This is a genomic window from endosymbiont of Ridgeia piscesae (genome assembly GCF_001443665.1).
Classification (GTDB): domain Bacteria; phylum Pseudomonadota; class Gammaproteobacteria; order Chromatiales; family Chromatiaceae; genus Endoriftia; species Endoriftia persephonae.
This window is the reverse complement of record NZ_KQ557140.1, coordinates 1-16,175: the sequence shown is the minus strand read 5'-3', so window position 1 is coordinate 16,175 and position 16,175 is coordinate 1. Positions and strand designations below refer to the sequence as shown.

Genomic DNA, 16,175 nt, shown 5'->3' with positions numbered 1-16,175 from the left:
ATAGGTTCAGTTTTCTGCAAGCAGTGCGGGCAGATCGGTTGCTCTATAGGGAGGGTGGGTTCGCAGTTTGTCGATCCAGGGTAGAATCGGCTTGACAACATGCTTGAGCCGCCAGAAGTCTGGCAGCAACATAACGATCAGATCTAATCTGAAGCTTCACTGCTGTGAATGCACAGCAAAGGCATAAGCGCCATAGCCCACCACCCGATCCTTGAGGCCAGCAGTATCCCCCGAATTACGCAGGTCTACCAGCTCACCATCTAATCCCTTGCGCTGCGCCACCTCCAGCAACCCCTGCAGCGGAATCCGGCCGCAGGCATCCTCATAGTGGAGTCGCTCCGGTTGTAGGGCGAGGATCGCATCCGAGGTGGTGCGGTCCATCTGCTGAGCAGTGATATAGTCGTGATAGTGGCTCAGATCGGAGCTAATCACGATCAGCGTCTCCTCTCCGTCCCAGACCTGCTCCAGCACCTCGGCCACCTCAGCGCCGCTGGCATCCCCCACCACGATCGGCAGCAGCCGGAACTCACCCAGGACCCGTTGCAGGAACGGCAGCTGCACCTCCAGGGAGTGCTCCTGAGCATGCGCCATGTCATTCACACTCAACTGCGGTAGACGTAACAGCTCATCGCTCACCTGTTCCAGCGGGATCTCCCCCAGTGGGGTCTGAAAGCTTTGCGCCGAACTCAGCGCCAAGCCACGAAACGCCACCCGGTGGGAAGGCCCCAGCAACACCACCCGACTTATCCGATCGGCCACTGGCGCCAAGCGATGATAGACACTCGCGGCCACCGGCCCTGAGTAGACAAACCCCGCATGGGGAGCAACGATCGCCTTCGGTGGCCTCCCCTCGCCCGCCTACCCCAGATAGTCATCGATCATCGCTCTCAACTCTGCCGGGGCATCCGGATAGAAAAGCCCCGCTACTGCTGCTGTGCGTACCCCGCCCATCGCTCCTCCCCCGGATGCACTCAGGCACCCTGACTCGACAGTCTGACCGGCTGCTGCCGGGCACCCCAGTCACCCGGCTGCGCCTCAAATACACCGGCACAGGGCGTGCCACAGAATCGGCAGGCCCCCTCGGCGTTGAGATTCCAGTCACTCAGTTGATACCAGTCTCGACCGATCAGCAGCTCGCCACAATTGGAGCACCAGGTGCTATCGGCCGCCGGATCGTGCACATTACCCACATAGGCGTAGCGAACCCCGGCCTGCAGCGCGATCTGCCGCGCCCGCGTCAGGGTCGCCGCCGGTGTCGCTGGATGGTCCATCATCTTCCAGCTCGGGTGGAAGGCGCTGAAGTGCATCGGCACCTCCGGCCCCAACTGCTCCACCACCCACTGACACATCGCCTCAATCTCCGCCTCGGAATCGTTTTCACCGGGGATCAGCAGGGTCGTCAGCTCGAACCAGACATCGGTCTCATGTTTCAGATACTGCAGCGTCTCCAGCACCGGCTGCAGATGGGCGCCGGTCAGTTTATGGTAGAATCCCTCATCGAACGACTTCAGATCCACATTCGCCGCGTCCATGTAACGATAGAACTCCGCGCGCGGCTCAGGGCAGACATAGCCGGCAGTCACCGCCACCGACTTGATATCCAGCTCGCGGCAGGCCTGGGCCACGTCGATAGCATATTCGTGGAAGATCACCGGATCGTTGTAAGTGTAGGCGACGCTACGGCAGCCCAACTGGCTGGCAGTACGGGCAATGGTCTCCGGCGAGGCGCTGTCGGCCAGGGTATCCATCTCGCGGGACTTGCTGATATCCCAGTTCTGGCAGAACTTGCAGGCAAGATTGCAGCCGGCGGTGCCAAACGAGAAGACCGGCGTGCCGGGCAGGAAGTGGTTGAGCGGCTTTTTCTCGATCGGATCGACACAGAAGCCGCTGGAGCGCCCGTAGGTGGTCAACACCAGCTCGCCCTGGCGGTTCTCCCGCACAAAGCAGAAGCCCTGCCGACCCTCCTTGATCTTGCAGAAGCGGGGACAAAGGTCGCACTGCACCCGACCATCTTCCAGGCGGTGCCAATACTTGGTAGGAAAGGCGCTGCTTGCCATCATCACACACCCTCTTTCGAGCTTCTAATCTAAATCTAGCAGACCAGCTCGACTATTTAATCTGCCGGGCAGCGGCAATCACCGCCTGCCCCAGCGCCAACCCACCATCGTTGCTGGGCACGGCTTCATGGCTCAGCAGCCGCAGACCCTGTTTTCGCAACGACTCGACAATCACTTCAAACAGGCTACGGTTCTGAAACACCCCGCCCGAGAGCGCCACCGTCTGAATCCCGTGCACTTCCGCCAGCTGCCGGACCGCCCTCACCAGTGCGCTGGCCAGCCCCAGATGAAAGGCGTAGGCGATCCGCTCTCTACAGACCCCATCGGCCAGATCCTGCATCAGGGCCCGCCACATGGGAGTGGGGTCGAGCACCAGACCGCCCTCCTCTCGGTTGAATCCAAACGGGTAGGGCTCCGGCAGCCGTTCAACAGCCGCCATCGCTGCCGTTTCCAACTCGACCGCCGCCTGCCCCTCATAGTCGATACCGTCCGCACAGATGCCAAGCAGTGCCGCCACCGCATCGAACAGGCGGCCGCAGGAGCTGCTCAACGGGGAGTTGAGGCCCTGCTCAAGCATCGTCAGCAGGGCCGCCACCGGCCTCTGTCGCAGGGCGCAGATCGCCTCCAGCCCGCCCCACTGCCGCTCCACTTGGGACCAGCCGAAGCAACGGTGGAGCTGGGCGAAGGCGTTGCGCCAGGGCTCTTGAATCGCCTTGCTGCCACCGGGCAAGGCCGTCGTCTGTAGATGCCCAAGACGCTGGCAGCTACGGTAGTCGACAAGCAGCAGCTCACCGCCCCAGATGGTACCATCCTCGCCGTAGCCCGAGCCATCCAGGCAGATCCCTAGCACCCGACCGCCATCCAGCTGCCAGCCCCGCTCTGCCATTACACTGGCGATATGGGCATGGTGATGCTGCACCCGCTCCAGCGCTAGCCCCTGCTGCTGCGCCAGCTCCCGGCCAAAGCGGTGAGAGCGATAGCCGGGGTGGCTATCCACCACCAACCGCTTGGGATGATGCTGGTAGAGCTGCTGATAGAGCGCCAGGGTCTGCTGGTAGGCCTGAAAGGTCGGGTAGTTCTCCAGATCCCCCAGGTGCTGAGTGAGGATCGCTTGGCCATCCTTGAGCAGACAGAGAGTCGACTTTAGCTCCCCCCCCAGCGCCAGCAGATCGGGAGCCTGCTCGAACCCTGGCGGCAGCGCCAGATGCCCCGGCGCATAACCCCTTGCGCGTCGCAGCAGCCGCGGCCGCCCAGCCACCAGCCGCGCCACCGAGTCATCGACCCGGTTGACGATGGGCCGATCGTGCAGCAGATAGGCATCGGCGATCTCACCCAAGCGCCGGCGTGTCTCGTGGTTGCCGACGCACTGAGGCTCTTCGCCGAGGTTGCCGCTGGTCATCACCCACGGGCGTTCCCAATCGGCCAACAGCAACTGATGCAACGGCGTGTAGGGGAGCATGAAACCGAGGCTGGCCTGCCCCGGCGCTAGCGCCTCGGGCAGCGTCTCCCCCTGCTGATCCAATAGCAGGATCGGCGCCGCCGGGCTCTGCAGTAAATCAAGTTCCTCCCGACTCAGCCGGCAGTAGCGACGAATCACCGCCGCATCCCGTGCCATCAGGGCGAAGGGTTTGGCCGGCCGCCGTTTGCGCTGACGCAAACGCGCCACCGCCGCCGGGTTGGCGGCATCGCAGGCTAGATGCACCCCACCGATCCCTTTGATCGCGAGGATCTGCCCCTGCCGCAGTAGACGACTGGCGCTGTCGATAGGATCCCGCTCCTCAGCTGTCAGCTCGATCTGTTCTCCCGCCCGATCCTCCAGCCAGAGCTGCGGGCCACAGACCGGGCAGGCGTTGGGTTGGGCGTGGAAGCGGCGATCCGCCGGATCTAGATATTCCGCCTTACAGACCGGACACATGGGGAACAGGCGCATACTGGTGTTGGCCCGGTCGTAAGGGATGCGCTCGATGATGCTCAGGCGCGGGCCACAGTGGGTACAGTTGGTAAAAGGGTAGCGATAGCGGCGGTTGGCCGGGTCGAAGATCTCCTCGCGGCAAGCGTGGCAGGTCGCTGCGTCCGGCACTATGCCAGTATGCACCCCACCGCTCTGGCTGGCGATGATCTGAAAGCCCGGCTGAGCGGGTGCGGCATCTGCAAACGGCTGGCGTTGGATGAAATCGATGCGCGCCAACGGTGGACACTCTGCCTGCAACTGCTCGCAGAATCGCCCGATGGCATGGCGATCGGCCCAGAGCCGCACCAGCACCCCCTCGCCATCGTTGCTCACATCGCCCTGCAGCCCCAGCTGGCTGGCGATGCGCCAGACGGTGGGGCGAAACCCCACCCCCTGCACCAGTCCCCGCACCCGGATCTGCTCAGCGGGCATGACTCAATTGGCTGGACTGGGCAATGGTGAAACAGCGGCCCGTAGAGACGTTCTGAACAGCATGAAATGGCCTGTTGAGCGGCGGGAGTTAAGGTTGCTCATACTACTGCGAAACTCCATCCGAATGCATATTCCTGATCAAACCCGGCCGAGGCGCTATCATCCCGCCCATGAAACTCCCCATCGAACAGATCAAGGTACTGCTGGCCGAGGCCCGCAGCGGTAATCGGCGGCGGCTGGTGGTGGTCTCAGGGGCAGAGCCGTGGTGCCGTGAGCTTGCCACAGAGATCATCCACCAGGCCCCGCTGCCGGAGTGTCGCTGGATCGGCGGGCAGGCCCCGGAAGGGCTGCAGGCATCCCCCCCGGGGCGCCCGGTCGGCTGGCTCGGTGGAGAGAGCACACACCTGGTCTACGACGCCTTCAGCGGATTCGACCCCAACCTGTTTGGCGCCGCATCGGGCACCCTGCGTGGCGGTGGTCTGTTGCTGCTGCTGGCCCCGCCGCTGGACGAGTGGCGCAACTACCCCGATCCACAGCAGGCGCGCATCCGAGTGGCAGGTTTTGAGGATCAGCCACTCGCCGGACGCTTTCTGCAGCGCCTGACGGAGATTATCCGGGAGGATTCGGCAAGCCTGACCCTGCAACAGGATCAACCCGTGCCACCCCTGCCCGTTCCTCTGCCGGCCTCTCCATCTGCAGCGTCGAATGACCCGGAGTGCCGCACCCAGGACCAGGCCGAGGCGGTGGGGGCGATCCAGCACTGCATGACCGGTCACCGCCGCCGGCCAGTGGTACTGATCTCCGACCGCGGCCGTGGCAAAAGCGCGGCTTTGGGGATTGCCGCAGCACGGCTATTGTTAGGGGACAGCTGCAGCGAGATCAGCATCACCGCCCCTCGTCTGGGGGCCTGCGACGCCCTGTTCCAACAGGCGGCTCGGCTACTGCCAGACGCAGAAGTCGGGCGTGGCACGATCCACGACCAACAGGGCCGCATCCAGTTTGCCGCGCCGGATGAACTGATCCACTCACCCCGCGAGACCAGTCTGCTGCTGGTGGACGAAGCGGCAGCAATCCCCACCCCCCTGCTCGAACAGCTGCTGGAGCGCTATCCGCGCATCGCCTTCGCCACCACCATCCACGGCTACGAGGGGAGCGGTCGAGGTTTTGCGGTGCGTTTCCGCCAGCACCTGAGTGAACGTTGCCCCCAGTGGCGGGAGATCCGCCTCGAACAGCCAATCCGCTGGTCTCCGGATGACCCGCTGGAACGCTTCCTGTTCCGCGCCCTGGCGCTGGACGCCGCGCCGGCAAAGATCGCAGTACTGCCGCAGGGCCGAGAGCAGGCGCTGCAATTTGAGTGGCTCGAGCGGGACCAGCTCATCGCAGATAGACAATCCCTCACCGATCTGTTCGGTCTGCTGGTCCTGGCCCACTACCGCACCTCGCCCCTCGACCTCTATCAGCTGCTGGATGGCCCCAATCTGCAGATCGCGGTCGCACGCCAGCAGGGACGCATCATCGCTACCGCGCTGGTGGCTCTCGAGGGCGGTTTTTCCACTGAGATGGCGGAGGCGATCCGCCTCGGTGAGCGCCGCCCACGGGGCCACCTACTAGCCCAGTCCCTCAGCGCTCACCTGGGCATGCAACAAGGCGCCTGCCTGCGCGGCGCACGCATCATGCGCATCGCCGTCCACCCCAAGCTACAGCGCAGCGGCATCGGCTCCCGCCTGCTCGGGCTGGCCGGTGAGATGGCCAACGAACAGCGCCTCGACTACCTGGGGGCCAGCTTTGGCGCGACCCCGGAGCTACTGCAATTCTGGCAACAGCGCAGCTTCTCACCACTGCGGGTCGGCCTGAGACGCGGCGCCAGCAGCGGCAGCCATTCACTGCTGGTAGTGCAGCCGATCTCCAGCGAGGGGCGGCAGATCTTGCAGCTGGCACACCAACGCTTTCACCAGCAGTTGCCTCAGATGCTGGGCGATCCACTGCGCGAACTCGATCCAACCCTGGCGCTGCAGCTGCTGAGCTGCCCCCCTGCCCGGCCAGCCATCAAACTCGATCCACAGGACTGGCTCGACCTGCAGGCATTCGCCTTCGCCAGACGGGGGTTCGAAATCACCCTGCCGCCAATCCACCGCCTGACCCTGCAGGGGCTGCGGGATGGAGCGCCACTGGCAGTTGAGATGGAGAGACTGCTGCTAGTGAAGGCGGTACAGCACCACAGCTGGGCAGAGACAGCGAGCCGCTGCGGGTTTTCTGGCCGCCGTCAGACCGAAGCTGCGTTGCGCGAGGCGGTACGCGCGCTGATGCACCACTACAGCGATGTCAGGCCCGTCACTACAGGGGAATAGACTCCCCACCGACGACACTCCGGCTGGCAGGCGCTGCCCTGAAAAAGCATCCAAAAGGAATATTAGGGCGTTCCACGCAGACCTGTCATCTGCTCAATCAGCAAGCACCTTCAGGGCCTGTCGATCGAGTTTGCCCATGCGGTTGCAGGGTAAAGATTCGAGCTGGACAAAGCGTCTGGGACGCAGTGCGGAAGGGAGTTGCTCCCTCGCCCACTGCGCAAGAGCATCGCAGGAGATATCCCCCACATAGAAGGCCACCAGCCGGTCGCCCCAGACTGGATCATGGCTCGATGTCACGGCGGCAGCCGTCAGCCCAGGGCAGGCCTGCAGGCATTGCTCCACCTCCTGCGGGTGGATGTTGCGACCGCCGCTGATCAGCATATCGTCGGCCCGCCCCAGCAGGCGCAGCTGCCCCTGTTCGCTCAGTTGCCCCAGGTCGCCGCTCTCGAACCAGCCGTTTTCCAGCCCAGTGCCCGGCTGCAGCCGGGGATTGGCGTAGCCGACCATCAGCGCCGGGCCTCGCAGGCGTATCCGCCCCACCCCGTTCAGCTGCAGCTCGAAACCGGCCAGCGGCGCACCCACCACGCCGGCCTCGAACCCCGCCTGCTGGCTGTCATCCATCAGGCACATGGAGCCGGTCTCGCTCATGCCGTAGCTGATCACCAGTGGCCAGCCCAGCTGCCGGGCGCGCTGCGCCAGTCGGGGTGAAAGCGGGCCACCACCGATCAACGCCACTCTCAGGCTGTCGGGGGGCGAACAGGTTTCGGCATGATCGAGCAGCCGTGACAGCATCGCTGGCACCAGCGAGATATGTGTTGCCCGATAGCGATGCAACGCATCCCACACCCGCGCCACATCGAATCCCTGCTGCAACACCACCCCCGCCCCTGCGCGCAAACAACGATAGAGGATCGCCAGCCCGGCGATGTGATAGAACGGTAGGCAATTGAGCCAACGGTCGGCGCTACCCAGCCCCAGCGCGGCGTTGACCGCAGCGGTGCTGGCAGCCAGGCTGGATGCCGAGAGCATCACCCCTTTGGGGTCGCCTGTGCTGCCACTAGTGGCGATAATCAGCAGGATCCGGTCGGGGGAGTCTCTCGGCACCACGTTGCAGATTGGAACTGGCCCTGCCCCGCTGTCGCCCAACAGGTAGGCTGCAGGAATCAGCCGGACTCCCGCAGGGTGATCGGCAGAGGGCTGATCGGTAATCAGCAGACGACAGCCGTTCTGCTGCAACAGGCGCTGATGCCGCTCTGGCGCCAGTTGCGGATCGAGCGGCAGCAGCGCGACCCCCAGTCGCGCGCTGGCATACAAAAGCAATAGGACCAGCTGGGGGTCGGCACTAAGCAGACCGACCACCCGATCGGCCGGCTCCAGCGGCAGGCGGCGGCTGAAGCGCGCCACTTGCTGTTCAAGTTCCGCATAGCTGAACTGTCGATCCGCCAGCCAGATGGCTGATCGTGAGGGATAGCGAGCTGCGGCGTGGAGCAACCAGTCGCCGGGCCATTGAGAAAGTTCAGCTGCCACCTAGCTCTGTCTCATCATTGCTCTGTCTCATCATTCTGTGTTCGACTGAAGTCAAACCTACCGACCATCCTAAGGGAGCGCTGATAAATTAATCGATCCCAGCTGCCCCCCAGCATCGGGCGATTTTTTCGCCGGAATAGCGGCATATCGTACATCGCATCCTCCACCGCTTCGTCCGGGAGCGAGAACCAATGCTGGAGAAAATAGGGCCGCAGCATCCGATCCAGCCCCACCGGTGGGCGGCCTCGCTTGCCCTTGGGGTAATGCGGTTCGATGAGCGACGCCAACCCTGGCCAGGATACCAGTGCCTCCGTTCACTTCAGAAATGCCGCCTTACGCGTGATGCGTTGCTGTCGCTCTTGGCCCAGTGAGGCTGGGCCAGGTTGCTACATGTCAGAGTCCTCTGTCTCGATATCATCGCTCGGATTATCCCATCTTCGTGGCCGGAGTAACCGATTAAATCAGTGGTTCCCTAGCCGTGTTGCACGTCAGAGGGGTGCAGAGAAAAACCGATGATCTCAAGCGGCTCTGCAATGCGTTGAACGAGATGTCTATCAAATGCACTGGAGATAACTATTCGGTCGTTAATTGCCCGATTATCGACGCACTGTTCCCAAGTGGCCAGTGAAGGACAATGCTCGATACCTGCCGGAACCTTCCCGTTTCCAGGTTGACTAATCGAGTCGTGCACTCTAGATTGGCCGCTTCAGTTAACTCCGAAATCATTACCAATGCTTCGTCGTCTGTTAATCACATGGCTGGTCGTCTCTATCCTCGGTTATGGGATGGCGTTGGCCGCTGATGTGCATAATGAACTGTCGACGGATCAGACTCACACGATTGGCGATCACGCAACAAACCCGTCCGATATGGACGATGCGAGCGACAGCGACCACTGCTGTCACGGAATCATCCATCTCCTCGGCCTGAACAGGGCTGAAGCGATTAAACTGTCAGCCGATCGTGGCGTTTTGCGGACCACCTATCCTGTTTCGATAGTCTCCTCCCCCCCTACGTTCCTTTTCCGCCCTCCAATCTCTGCCTGATTTTCGTCTCACCCGCACCTGCTATAAACCCACCTGCTGTTTGCCAGGTTAGCGTTTGTAACGGGTTCTCGTTGTTTACGAACTTACGGAATTCAGGTTATGTCGTTCTCCATCTGCACGCGTGCAGGCCTGTTCGCCTGCCTATTAACCCTTACTGCCTGGACACCAGCGGCGCTCTCCAAGGGGCAATCCCCCCATGATGTGGAAGTTCAGCAACTGGCTGCCATCATCAACCGCGCACTGGAATCAAACCCTGAGATAGAGGCGGCTCAAGCTGCCGTGGACGCTGCTCAGGCACGGCTTGTCGGCGCCGCTCTGCCGCTGAACAATCCGGAGCTGGAGCTGGAGGCCGAGCGCACCGACATCAGCACCCACACCCTCGGCATCAGCCAGACCATTGACTGGTACGATAAACAGGACGCCCTGGAACAGGCGATGCAGGCGGAACTGAATGCCGCCCGAGCACGCGTTGCCGCCCTGCGGTTGACGAAGTCGGCCGAGCTGCTCAATGCGCTAGGCAGGGTCTCCACCCACCACGAAATCACCACTCTCTCCAAGCGCCGAACTGGGATATTGGAGCGCTTCGCCCGGCTCGCGGAGCAGCGTCATGCCTCCGGGGACATCCCGCAGGCGGAGATGGAACTGGCCCGTCTGTCGCTGGCGGAAGCGGTCATGCAGCACGCCAGCAATGGCGCTGAACTCATCCAGGCCAGAAGTGACTTTTTCAGTCTCAGCGGCCAGATACCAGGCAGCGGCGTCAAGTTTCCCGACCGGCTACCCGCTGCGCTGCCCCACACCTCGGATGATGAGGCGCTCGCCCGGAATCATCCACAGGTGCAAACCGCCCAACAGATGGCTGGTGCAGCCCGGCAGCAGATTCATGCTGCGGATCAGGCGCGCAAGGCCGATCCCACCTTCGGCCTGAGAGCAGGACGCGAAGCCAGCGAAAACCTGGTTGCGCTCACTTTCTCCATCCCGCTTCAGATCAGAAACGATTTTCGCAGCACTGTAGATGCCGCACAGGCAGAGGCGCTGCAGGCGGAGCAGGAGGCGCATCAAGCCTACCGGAATCTACTGGCCCGACTCATGAGTGCGCGTAAGCGTTACAAACTGGTGGCCGATGCCTGGTCCCTGTGGGTCTCCCTGGGACGAACTAGTCTGCAACAACGTATCGATCTGCTGGAGACCCAGTGGCAAGCCGGTGAGATGAGCACCACCGACTACCTTCTGCAGGTGCAACAGACACTGGATACACAAATCGCGGGGGTCAGACTTCACGGCGATCTGTGGGACGCCTGGGTCGAGTGGCTAAACGCCTCCGGCACCCTGGACGCGTGGCTGAACAAAACATCGAAGGAGCAGTAACCAATGCATATTAACAAATGGAGCCTCTGCCTCCTGACCCTCATCTTCCTTTACGCCAATCCGCTTTCCGCTGCGGATGAACATGATCACGACCATGCTGAGGAATCATCAGAGGCTGACCACGGCGATGAACATGGCCATGAAAATGAGCATCAGGATGAACACGGTCATGAAGAGGAAAACCGTGTTCATCTGAACGACGAGCAGCGCCACAGTGCCGGGATCCGGGTGGAGAGATTGACCCTTCACCCCATTCCCACAGAGATCGAAGCCCCGGGGGAGATCCGGCTCAATGCTTACGCCTCCAGCCAGGTCACGCCACGCATCGAGGCCCAGGTTATAAAGCGCCATGTCCGCCTTGGCAGTCATGTCTCCACAGGCCAGCCCCTGGTGACTCTCTCCAGCGTTACCATGGCCGAGGCCCAGGGCGACCTGTTAGTAGCCACCCAGGAGTGGCAACGGGTGAAAAAGCTGGGGAAGAAGGTGGTGTCGGAACGACGCTATCTGGAAGCCCGAATCGCCTATCAGCAGGCTCGTGCCAAGCTGCTGGCCTATGGCATGACCGCCAGCCAGGCCGACCGGCTGGTCAAAGGGAACGCGATCAGTCAGGCAGATGGACGCTTTACCCTGCTCTCACTCCAACAAGGCACGGTGATTCGGGATGACTTCATCCTCGGTCAAATGGTGGAGCCAGGCCAGCTACTGTTCGATATCACCGATGAATCCCGGCTCTGGGTTGAGGCCCGGATCAATCCAGAATCACTATCCCACCTCAAGATCGGTGCACCTGCACGAGTACAAGCAGGCGGGAAGTGGATAGAGGGTAAGGTCATCCAGATCCACCACGCGCTGGACGAGACCACCCGCACCCTGGCAGTACGCCTGGAGATTGCCAATCCGACAGACCGGCTGCACCCCGGTCAGTTCGTGACCGCGAGGATCCAGACCGGCGAGTCAGGACAGACCGCCCTCACCCTGCCACTGGATGCCGTACTACGCAGCCCCGACGGTGATTGGCAGGTCTTCGTGGAAGAGGAGCCAGGGGAGTTCGAGCCTAAGGAGGTGGAGCTGGTCCGGCAACTGCCCGGACTGGCCGTGATCGAAGGGCTGGAACCGGGAACCCGGGTGGTCACCCAGGGAGCCTTCTTTGTGCAGTCGGAACTGGCCAAGTCCGGCTTCGCAGTCCACAACCACTGAGGGCGGCACCATGTTAAACAAGCTGATCGACTGGTCGGTAGCCAATCGCCTGCTGGTGGTGCTCGGCCTGCTGGCCGCACTGGGCGCGGCGGTCACCCTGATACCCCGTCTCAATCTCGACGCCTTTCCCGACGTCACCAATGTTCAGGTGCAGATCAATACCGAGGCCCAGGGACTGGCCGCCGAGGAGGTGGAGCAGCTCATTACCTATCCCATCGAGGCAGTAATGTATGCCCTGCCTGATGTCGAAGAGGTCCGCTCCATCTCCAAAACCGGGCTCTCCGTGATCACCGTGGTCTTCAAAGAGGGCACCGATATCTACTTCGCCCGCCAGCTTGTCTTCGAGCGGCTTCAGGATGCCCGGGAGCAGATCCCCGAAGGCGTGGGCACACCGGAGATGGGACCCAACACCTCCGGCCTAGGACAGATCTATCAATATATCCTGCGCTCCGACGATCCAGAAAAGCACGACGCCATCGCCCTGCGCAGCCTCAACGACTGGGTAGTCAAACAGTTGTTGCTGCCGGTGGACGGCATTACCGACGTGCTCTCCTACGGTGGCGAGGTGCGGCAATACCAGGTGCAGGTCGACCCCAGCAAGCAGCTCGCCTACGGCATCAGCATTGATGAGATCGCCGAAGCCATTGAGGCCAATAACCGCAACGCCGGCGGCTGGTATCTCGACCGTGGCGCGGAGCAGCTGGTGATCCGGGGCGTGGGTTGGCTGCGCGCGGGCGAAGATGGACTGCGTGACATCCGCAACATCCCGTTAAAAAACGAAGACGGCGTGGTGGTGCGCGTGCATGACATCGCACAGGTCGCCTTCGGTGGCGAGATCCGCCAGGGTGCGGTGACCATGACACGTCGCAGCGCCGCAGGGGAGTCGGAACCTTTGGGTGAGGTGGTGGCCGGTATCGTGCTTAAACGTTTGGGGGCGAATACCAAGGCGACCATCGATGCAGTCAAGGCGCGCCTGCCCGCCATCCAGCAGGCGCTACCCGATGGCGTCACCATCGAGCCCTTCTATGATCAGGCCGATCTAGTGGAACAAGCGGTGGAGACCGTCAGCCGGGCGCTCACCGAGGCCTTCATACTCATCGTCGTGGTGCTGGTGCTATTTCTTCTGAATATCCGCGCCACCCTGCTGGTGCTGATCTCGGTGCCACTATCGGTCGGGCTGGCCCTGACCGCCATGAGCTACTGGGGCCTCTCAGCCAACCTCATGTCCTTGGGCGGCCTGGCCATCGCCATCGGCATGATGGTGGATGGCTCGGTGGTGATGATGGAGAACATCTTCAAGCACCTCACTCACCCGGACCAGGAACACCTGGAAAAGATCGAGAAAGAGGTAGCACCGGGTGATCTTGATCCCTACGACGCTGCCCAGGACCACCACGGCATCCCCCTGCGCATCCAGCAGGCAGCTCGTGAGGTGGGCAGGCCAGTTTTCTATGCCGTGATCATTATCATCGTGGTTTTTGCCCCCCTGTTCACGCTGGAAGGTGTCGAGGGCAAGCTGTTCCAGCCGATGGCCATCTCCATCGTGCTGGCCATGCTAACCTCCCTCGCGGTGGCGCTGGTGGTCATGCCCGCCCTCGCCACCTACGCCTTCCGCCGAGCCGTCAAACATCGCAACAGCCCGGTCTTCCTGCCACTGGAGTGGTTCTACCGGCACTCTCTTCGCTTCGCTCTTAAGGTGAAATGGCTGGTGGTGCTGATGGCCTTGGGGATGTTCGCGGGGGCCATGATGCTGGTGCCAAAGCTGGGCACCGAGTTCGTGCCGGAACTGGAAGAGGGCACCATCAACATCCGGGTGACCCTGGCCCCTTCCGCCAGCCTGGAAACCGCGTTAGAGGTGGCCAACCGACTCGAAAAACGGCTCATGAACTTCCCGGAGGTGACCTACGCCTCCAGCCGGGTGGGCCGTCCCGAACTGGGCGGCGACCCGGAGCCGGTCTCCAATGTGGAGATCTACGTGGGCTTGAAGCCGGTCGAGGAGTGGACCAGCGCCAGGGATCGTTTCGGCCTGCAGAAGCGGTTCGAGGCGACCCTCTCGGTGCATCCGGGACTGCTCTTCAGCTTCTCCCAGCCCATCGCCACCCGCGTGGACGAACTACTCTCGGGCGTCAAGGCGCAGCTGGCGATCAAACTGTTCGGTCCGAACCTCAACGTACTCGCTGAAAAAGGCAAGGCCATCGAGGCGCTGGCCCGTGGGGTCGATGGTACCCGCGGCGTAGAGATGGAACAGATCGCCGGCGAGGCCCAGCTGACCATTCGTCCCCGGCGGGATCTGTTGGCCCGCTACGGTATCCCGGTTTCACAGGTCATGGATCTGGTCGCCGACGGCATTGGCGGCACCGAGGCCGGTCAAGTGATTCAGGGTAATGAACGCTACGACATCACCGTGCGTCTGGCGAAGGCCTGGCGCAAGGATACGGAGACACTGAAACAGCTGGTACTGCAGGCCCCCGGTGGCGCCTGGGTACGTCTGGGCGAAGTGGCCGATGTGGTGATCGAGTCCGGCCCACCGCAGATCCGCCGCGATGATGTGCAGCGCCGGGTGGTGATCCAAGCCAATGTGGAGGGCCGTGACATGGGGGGACTGGTGGCTGAACTACGCCAACGCATCGCTGAGGAGATCGACCTGCCGGCCGGTTACTCGGTGGTCTTTGGCGGGCAGTTCGAGAACCAGCAGCGGGCGCAACAGCGGCTGATGATCGTGGTGCCGCTCTCTCTCGGCCTGATCTTCCTGCTGCTCTACTTTGCCTTTCACTCCGTGGGTCAGGCGTTGCTGATCATGCTCAACGTGCCATTGGCGTTGATCGGCGGTATCGCCGCCCTCTACTGGACCGGCCAGTATCTCTCGGTGCCCGGTTCTATCGGTTTCATCGCCCTGTTTGGTGTGGCGGTGCTCAATGGCGTGGTGATGGTCAACGCCATCAACCAGAACGTCGAAGCCGGGGTGCCGGCCGCCGATGCGGTCTTCCGTGGCGCTCTCTCCCGTCTACGCCCGGTACTGATGACCGCCGCCATTGCGGCACTGGGGCTGATCCCGATGCTGATCTCCACCGGCGTCGGTTCCGAGGTGCAGCGCCCGCTGGCGACCGTAGTGGTCGGAGGGCTGGCATCGAGCACCCTGTTGACCCTGTTTATCCTACCCACCCTCTACCGGGTGTTTTCAAAGGGGATTCAGTCCAATGCTTCCCAGTAATGATTCAGCTCATTCAGCCAGGGGAGGAACATAGTGAGTCGCTCAGTCGAGTTCGAGTGCGTCGGCTGATGAAGCGACAGGCACTGGAGGCCAGGAGCCAGCGGAAATTCAAGGCGACCACCCACTCGAATCACGATCTGCCTGTGGCGCCGAGCCGTTTGAACCCAGAGTTCCAGGTAGAGGACCAGATGGAGTATGCGCCGGTGACATCACATACATCCGCACCGATGGGGGTTGGCTGTAGCTAGACCTCACTCCAGAGCCGTTGTGGGCTGGGCGTTAATGCGCGCTGGTGATGGCAATATGGAAGCGAAGGCCGACCAAAGGGCTGATGGTTCATAGTGACCATGGCAATCAGTATGCGTCTGCTCGCTATCAGAAGACTATCAGAGATCATGCTTTCATCTGCAGCATGAGCCGGAAAGGGAACTGCTGAGATAACGCGCCAGCGGAGAGCTTCTTCCTCACTTTGAAGACGGAACTAAGGAACCTCTGATTAAGTCTGGACGCAGTCGATTCTGATTCAGAATATCTAGATTCAAGGCGCAAATCGCCCGTAAAGCTATCGCTCCCTACTCACGCTCCTCCCCTACATCCCTGTCGGGGATAGCTGGCTATTGCGAACGACCGCATGGATGCAGGAGGTAGAGTCACGCATGGAGCCGTTGCCGAGATTTGCCACGCAGAAGCTGGATATTCTGGGCACAAGATACGAGTTCATGACTTGATCAGAGGCTCCCTAACCCACCACCAGCGATACCGAGCCAGGGAAGCCGCAAAGCGGGAGATATTCGAATATATCGAGGTGTTTTATAACGCCAGGGGCACCCCTCAACTATCGGCCACCAAACACCCTTGGGCCATGAGCAAGCAAGCCAGAAAAATCTGGCCACATCATAAGCTTGCCAGTTCTTGTTTCAGGTTGCGAAAATATAGTGGGTCATGTGTAGTAGTTCAGACCTGATCTGACACCTGACTTGAAAAGAGTGAGGGTTACCGGTTTTGATGGAAGTGCTAACTGACCATCGAAACCAAAGAGGT

The 16,175-nt window shown here is 61.8% G+C and carries 8 protein-coding genes and 2 pseudogenes; 5 read left to right on the top strand and 5 right to left on the bottom strand.

Annotation, left to right across the window (positions count from 1 at the left end; all coding sequences use genetic code 11):
- Positions 1-156 precede the first annotated feature (156 nt).
- The 3 genes from amrB to hypF form a co-directional block, all read right to left on the bottom strand.
- Positions 157-831 carry an AmmeMemoRadiSam system protein B gene (gene amrB, locus Ga0074115_RS12170; protein WP_232433082.1) on the bottom strand — a complete coding sequence of 225 codons (675 nt, stop codon included), beginning with the start codon at positions 829-831 and terminating at the stop codon, positions 157-159.
- A gap of 140 nt (positions 832-971) precedes the next feature.
- A complete protein-coding gene (amrS, locus tag Ga0074115_RS12165; RefSeq protein ID WP_057955181.1) occupies positions 972-2,060 on the bottom strand; it encodes an AmmeMemoRadiSam system radical SAM enzyme in 1,089 nt (362 codons plus the stop codon).
- A gap of 49 nt (positions 2,061-2,109) precedes the next feature.
- On the bottom strand, positions 2,110-4,440 hold the full coding sequence (gene hypF / locus Ga0074115_RS12160; RefSeq protein ID WP_060528568.1) for a carbamoyltransferase HypF: 2,331 nt from the start codon (positions 4,438-4,440) through the stop codon (positions 2,110-2,112).
- Positions 4,441-4,610: 170 nt separating this feature from the next.
- On the opposite strand from hypF, the gene Ga0074115_RS12155 reads away from it, so the two are divergent.
- Complete coding sequence (locus Ga0074115_RS12155) at positions 4,611-6,788, top strand: tRNA(Met) cytidine acetyltransferase TmcA (protein ID WP_057955179.1); 2,178 nt, start codon at positions 4,611-4,613, stop codon at positions 6,786-6,788.
- A gap of 93 nt (positions 6,789-6,881) precedes the next feature.
- Here Ga0074115_RS12155 and Ga0074115_RS12150 read toward each other — a convergent pair whose 3' ends face one another.
- Entirely contained in the window at positions 6,882-8,315 is a 1,434-nt protein-coding gene (locus Ga0074115_RS12150; RefSeq protein ID WP_060528567.1) for a class I adenylate-forming enzyme family protein, read from the bottom strand.
- Positions 8,316-8,329: 14 nt separating this feature from the next.
- Positions 8,330-8,683 (bottom strand): annotated as a pseudogene (locus tag Ga0074115_RS17110) (transposase).
- 777 nt (positions 8,684-9,460) lie between these two features.
- Between Ga0074115_RS17110 and Ga0074115_RS12135 the strand changes: the two are divergent.
- The 4 genes and pseudogenes from Ga0074115_RS12135 to Ga0074115_RS17320 all read left to right on the top strand — a co-directional run.
- On the top strand, positions 9,461-10,726 hold the full coding sequence (locus Ga0074115_RS12135) for a TolC family protein (protein WP_232433077.1): 1,266 nt from the start codon (positions 9,461-9,463) through the stop codon (positions 10,724-10,726).
- Positions 10,727-10,729: 3 nt separating this feature from the next.
- The gene (locus Ga0074115_RS12130) at positions 10,730-11,923 is read left to right on the top strand and encodes an efflux RND transporter periplasmic adaptor subunit (protein ID WP_232433076.1); all 1,194 of its coding nucleotides are present in this window, start codon (positions 10,730-10,732) and stop codon (positions 11,921-11,923) included.
- Positions 11,924-11,933: 10 nt separating this feature from the next.
- Positions 11,934-15,134 (top strand): efflux RND transporter permease subunit, encoded by a 3,201-nt coding sequence (locus Ga0074115_RS12125; RefSeq protein WP_060528565.1) that lies wholly within the window; start codon positions 11,934-11,936, stop codon positions 15,132-15,134.
- A gap of 107 nt (positions 15,135-15,241) precedes the next feature.
- Positions 15,242-15,567 (top strand): annotated as a pseudogene (locus tag Ga0074115_RS17320) (DDE-type integrase/transposase/recombinase); the annotation flags it as partial.
- Between the last annotated feature and the right edge of the window lie 608 nt (positions 15,568-16,175).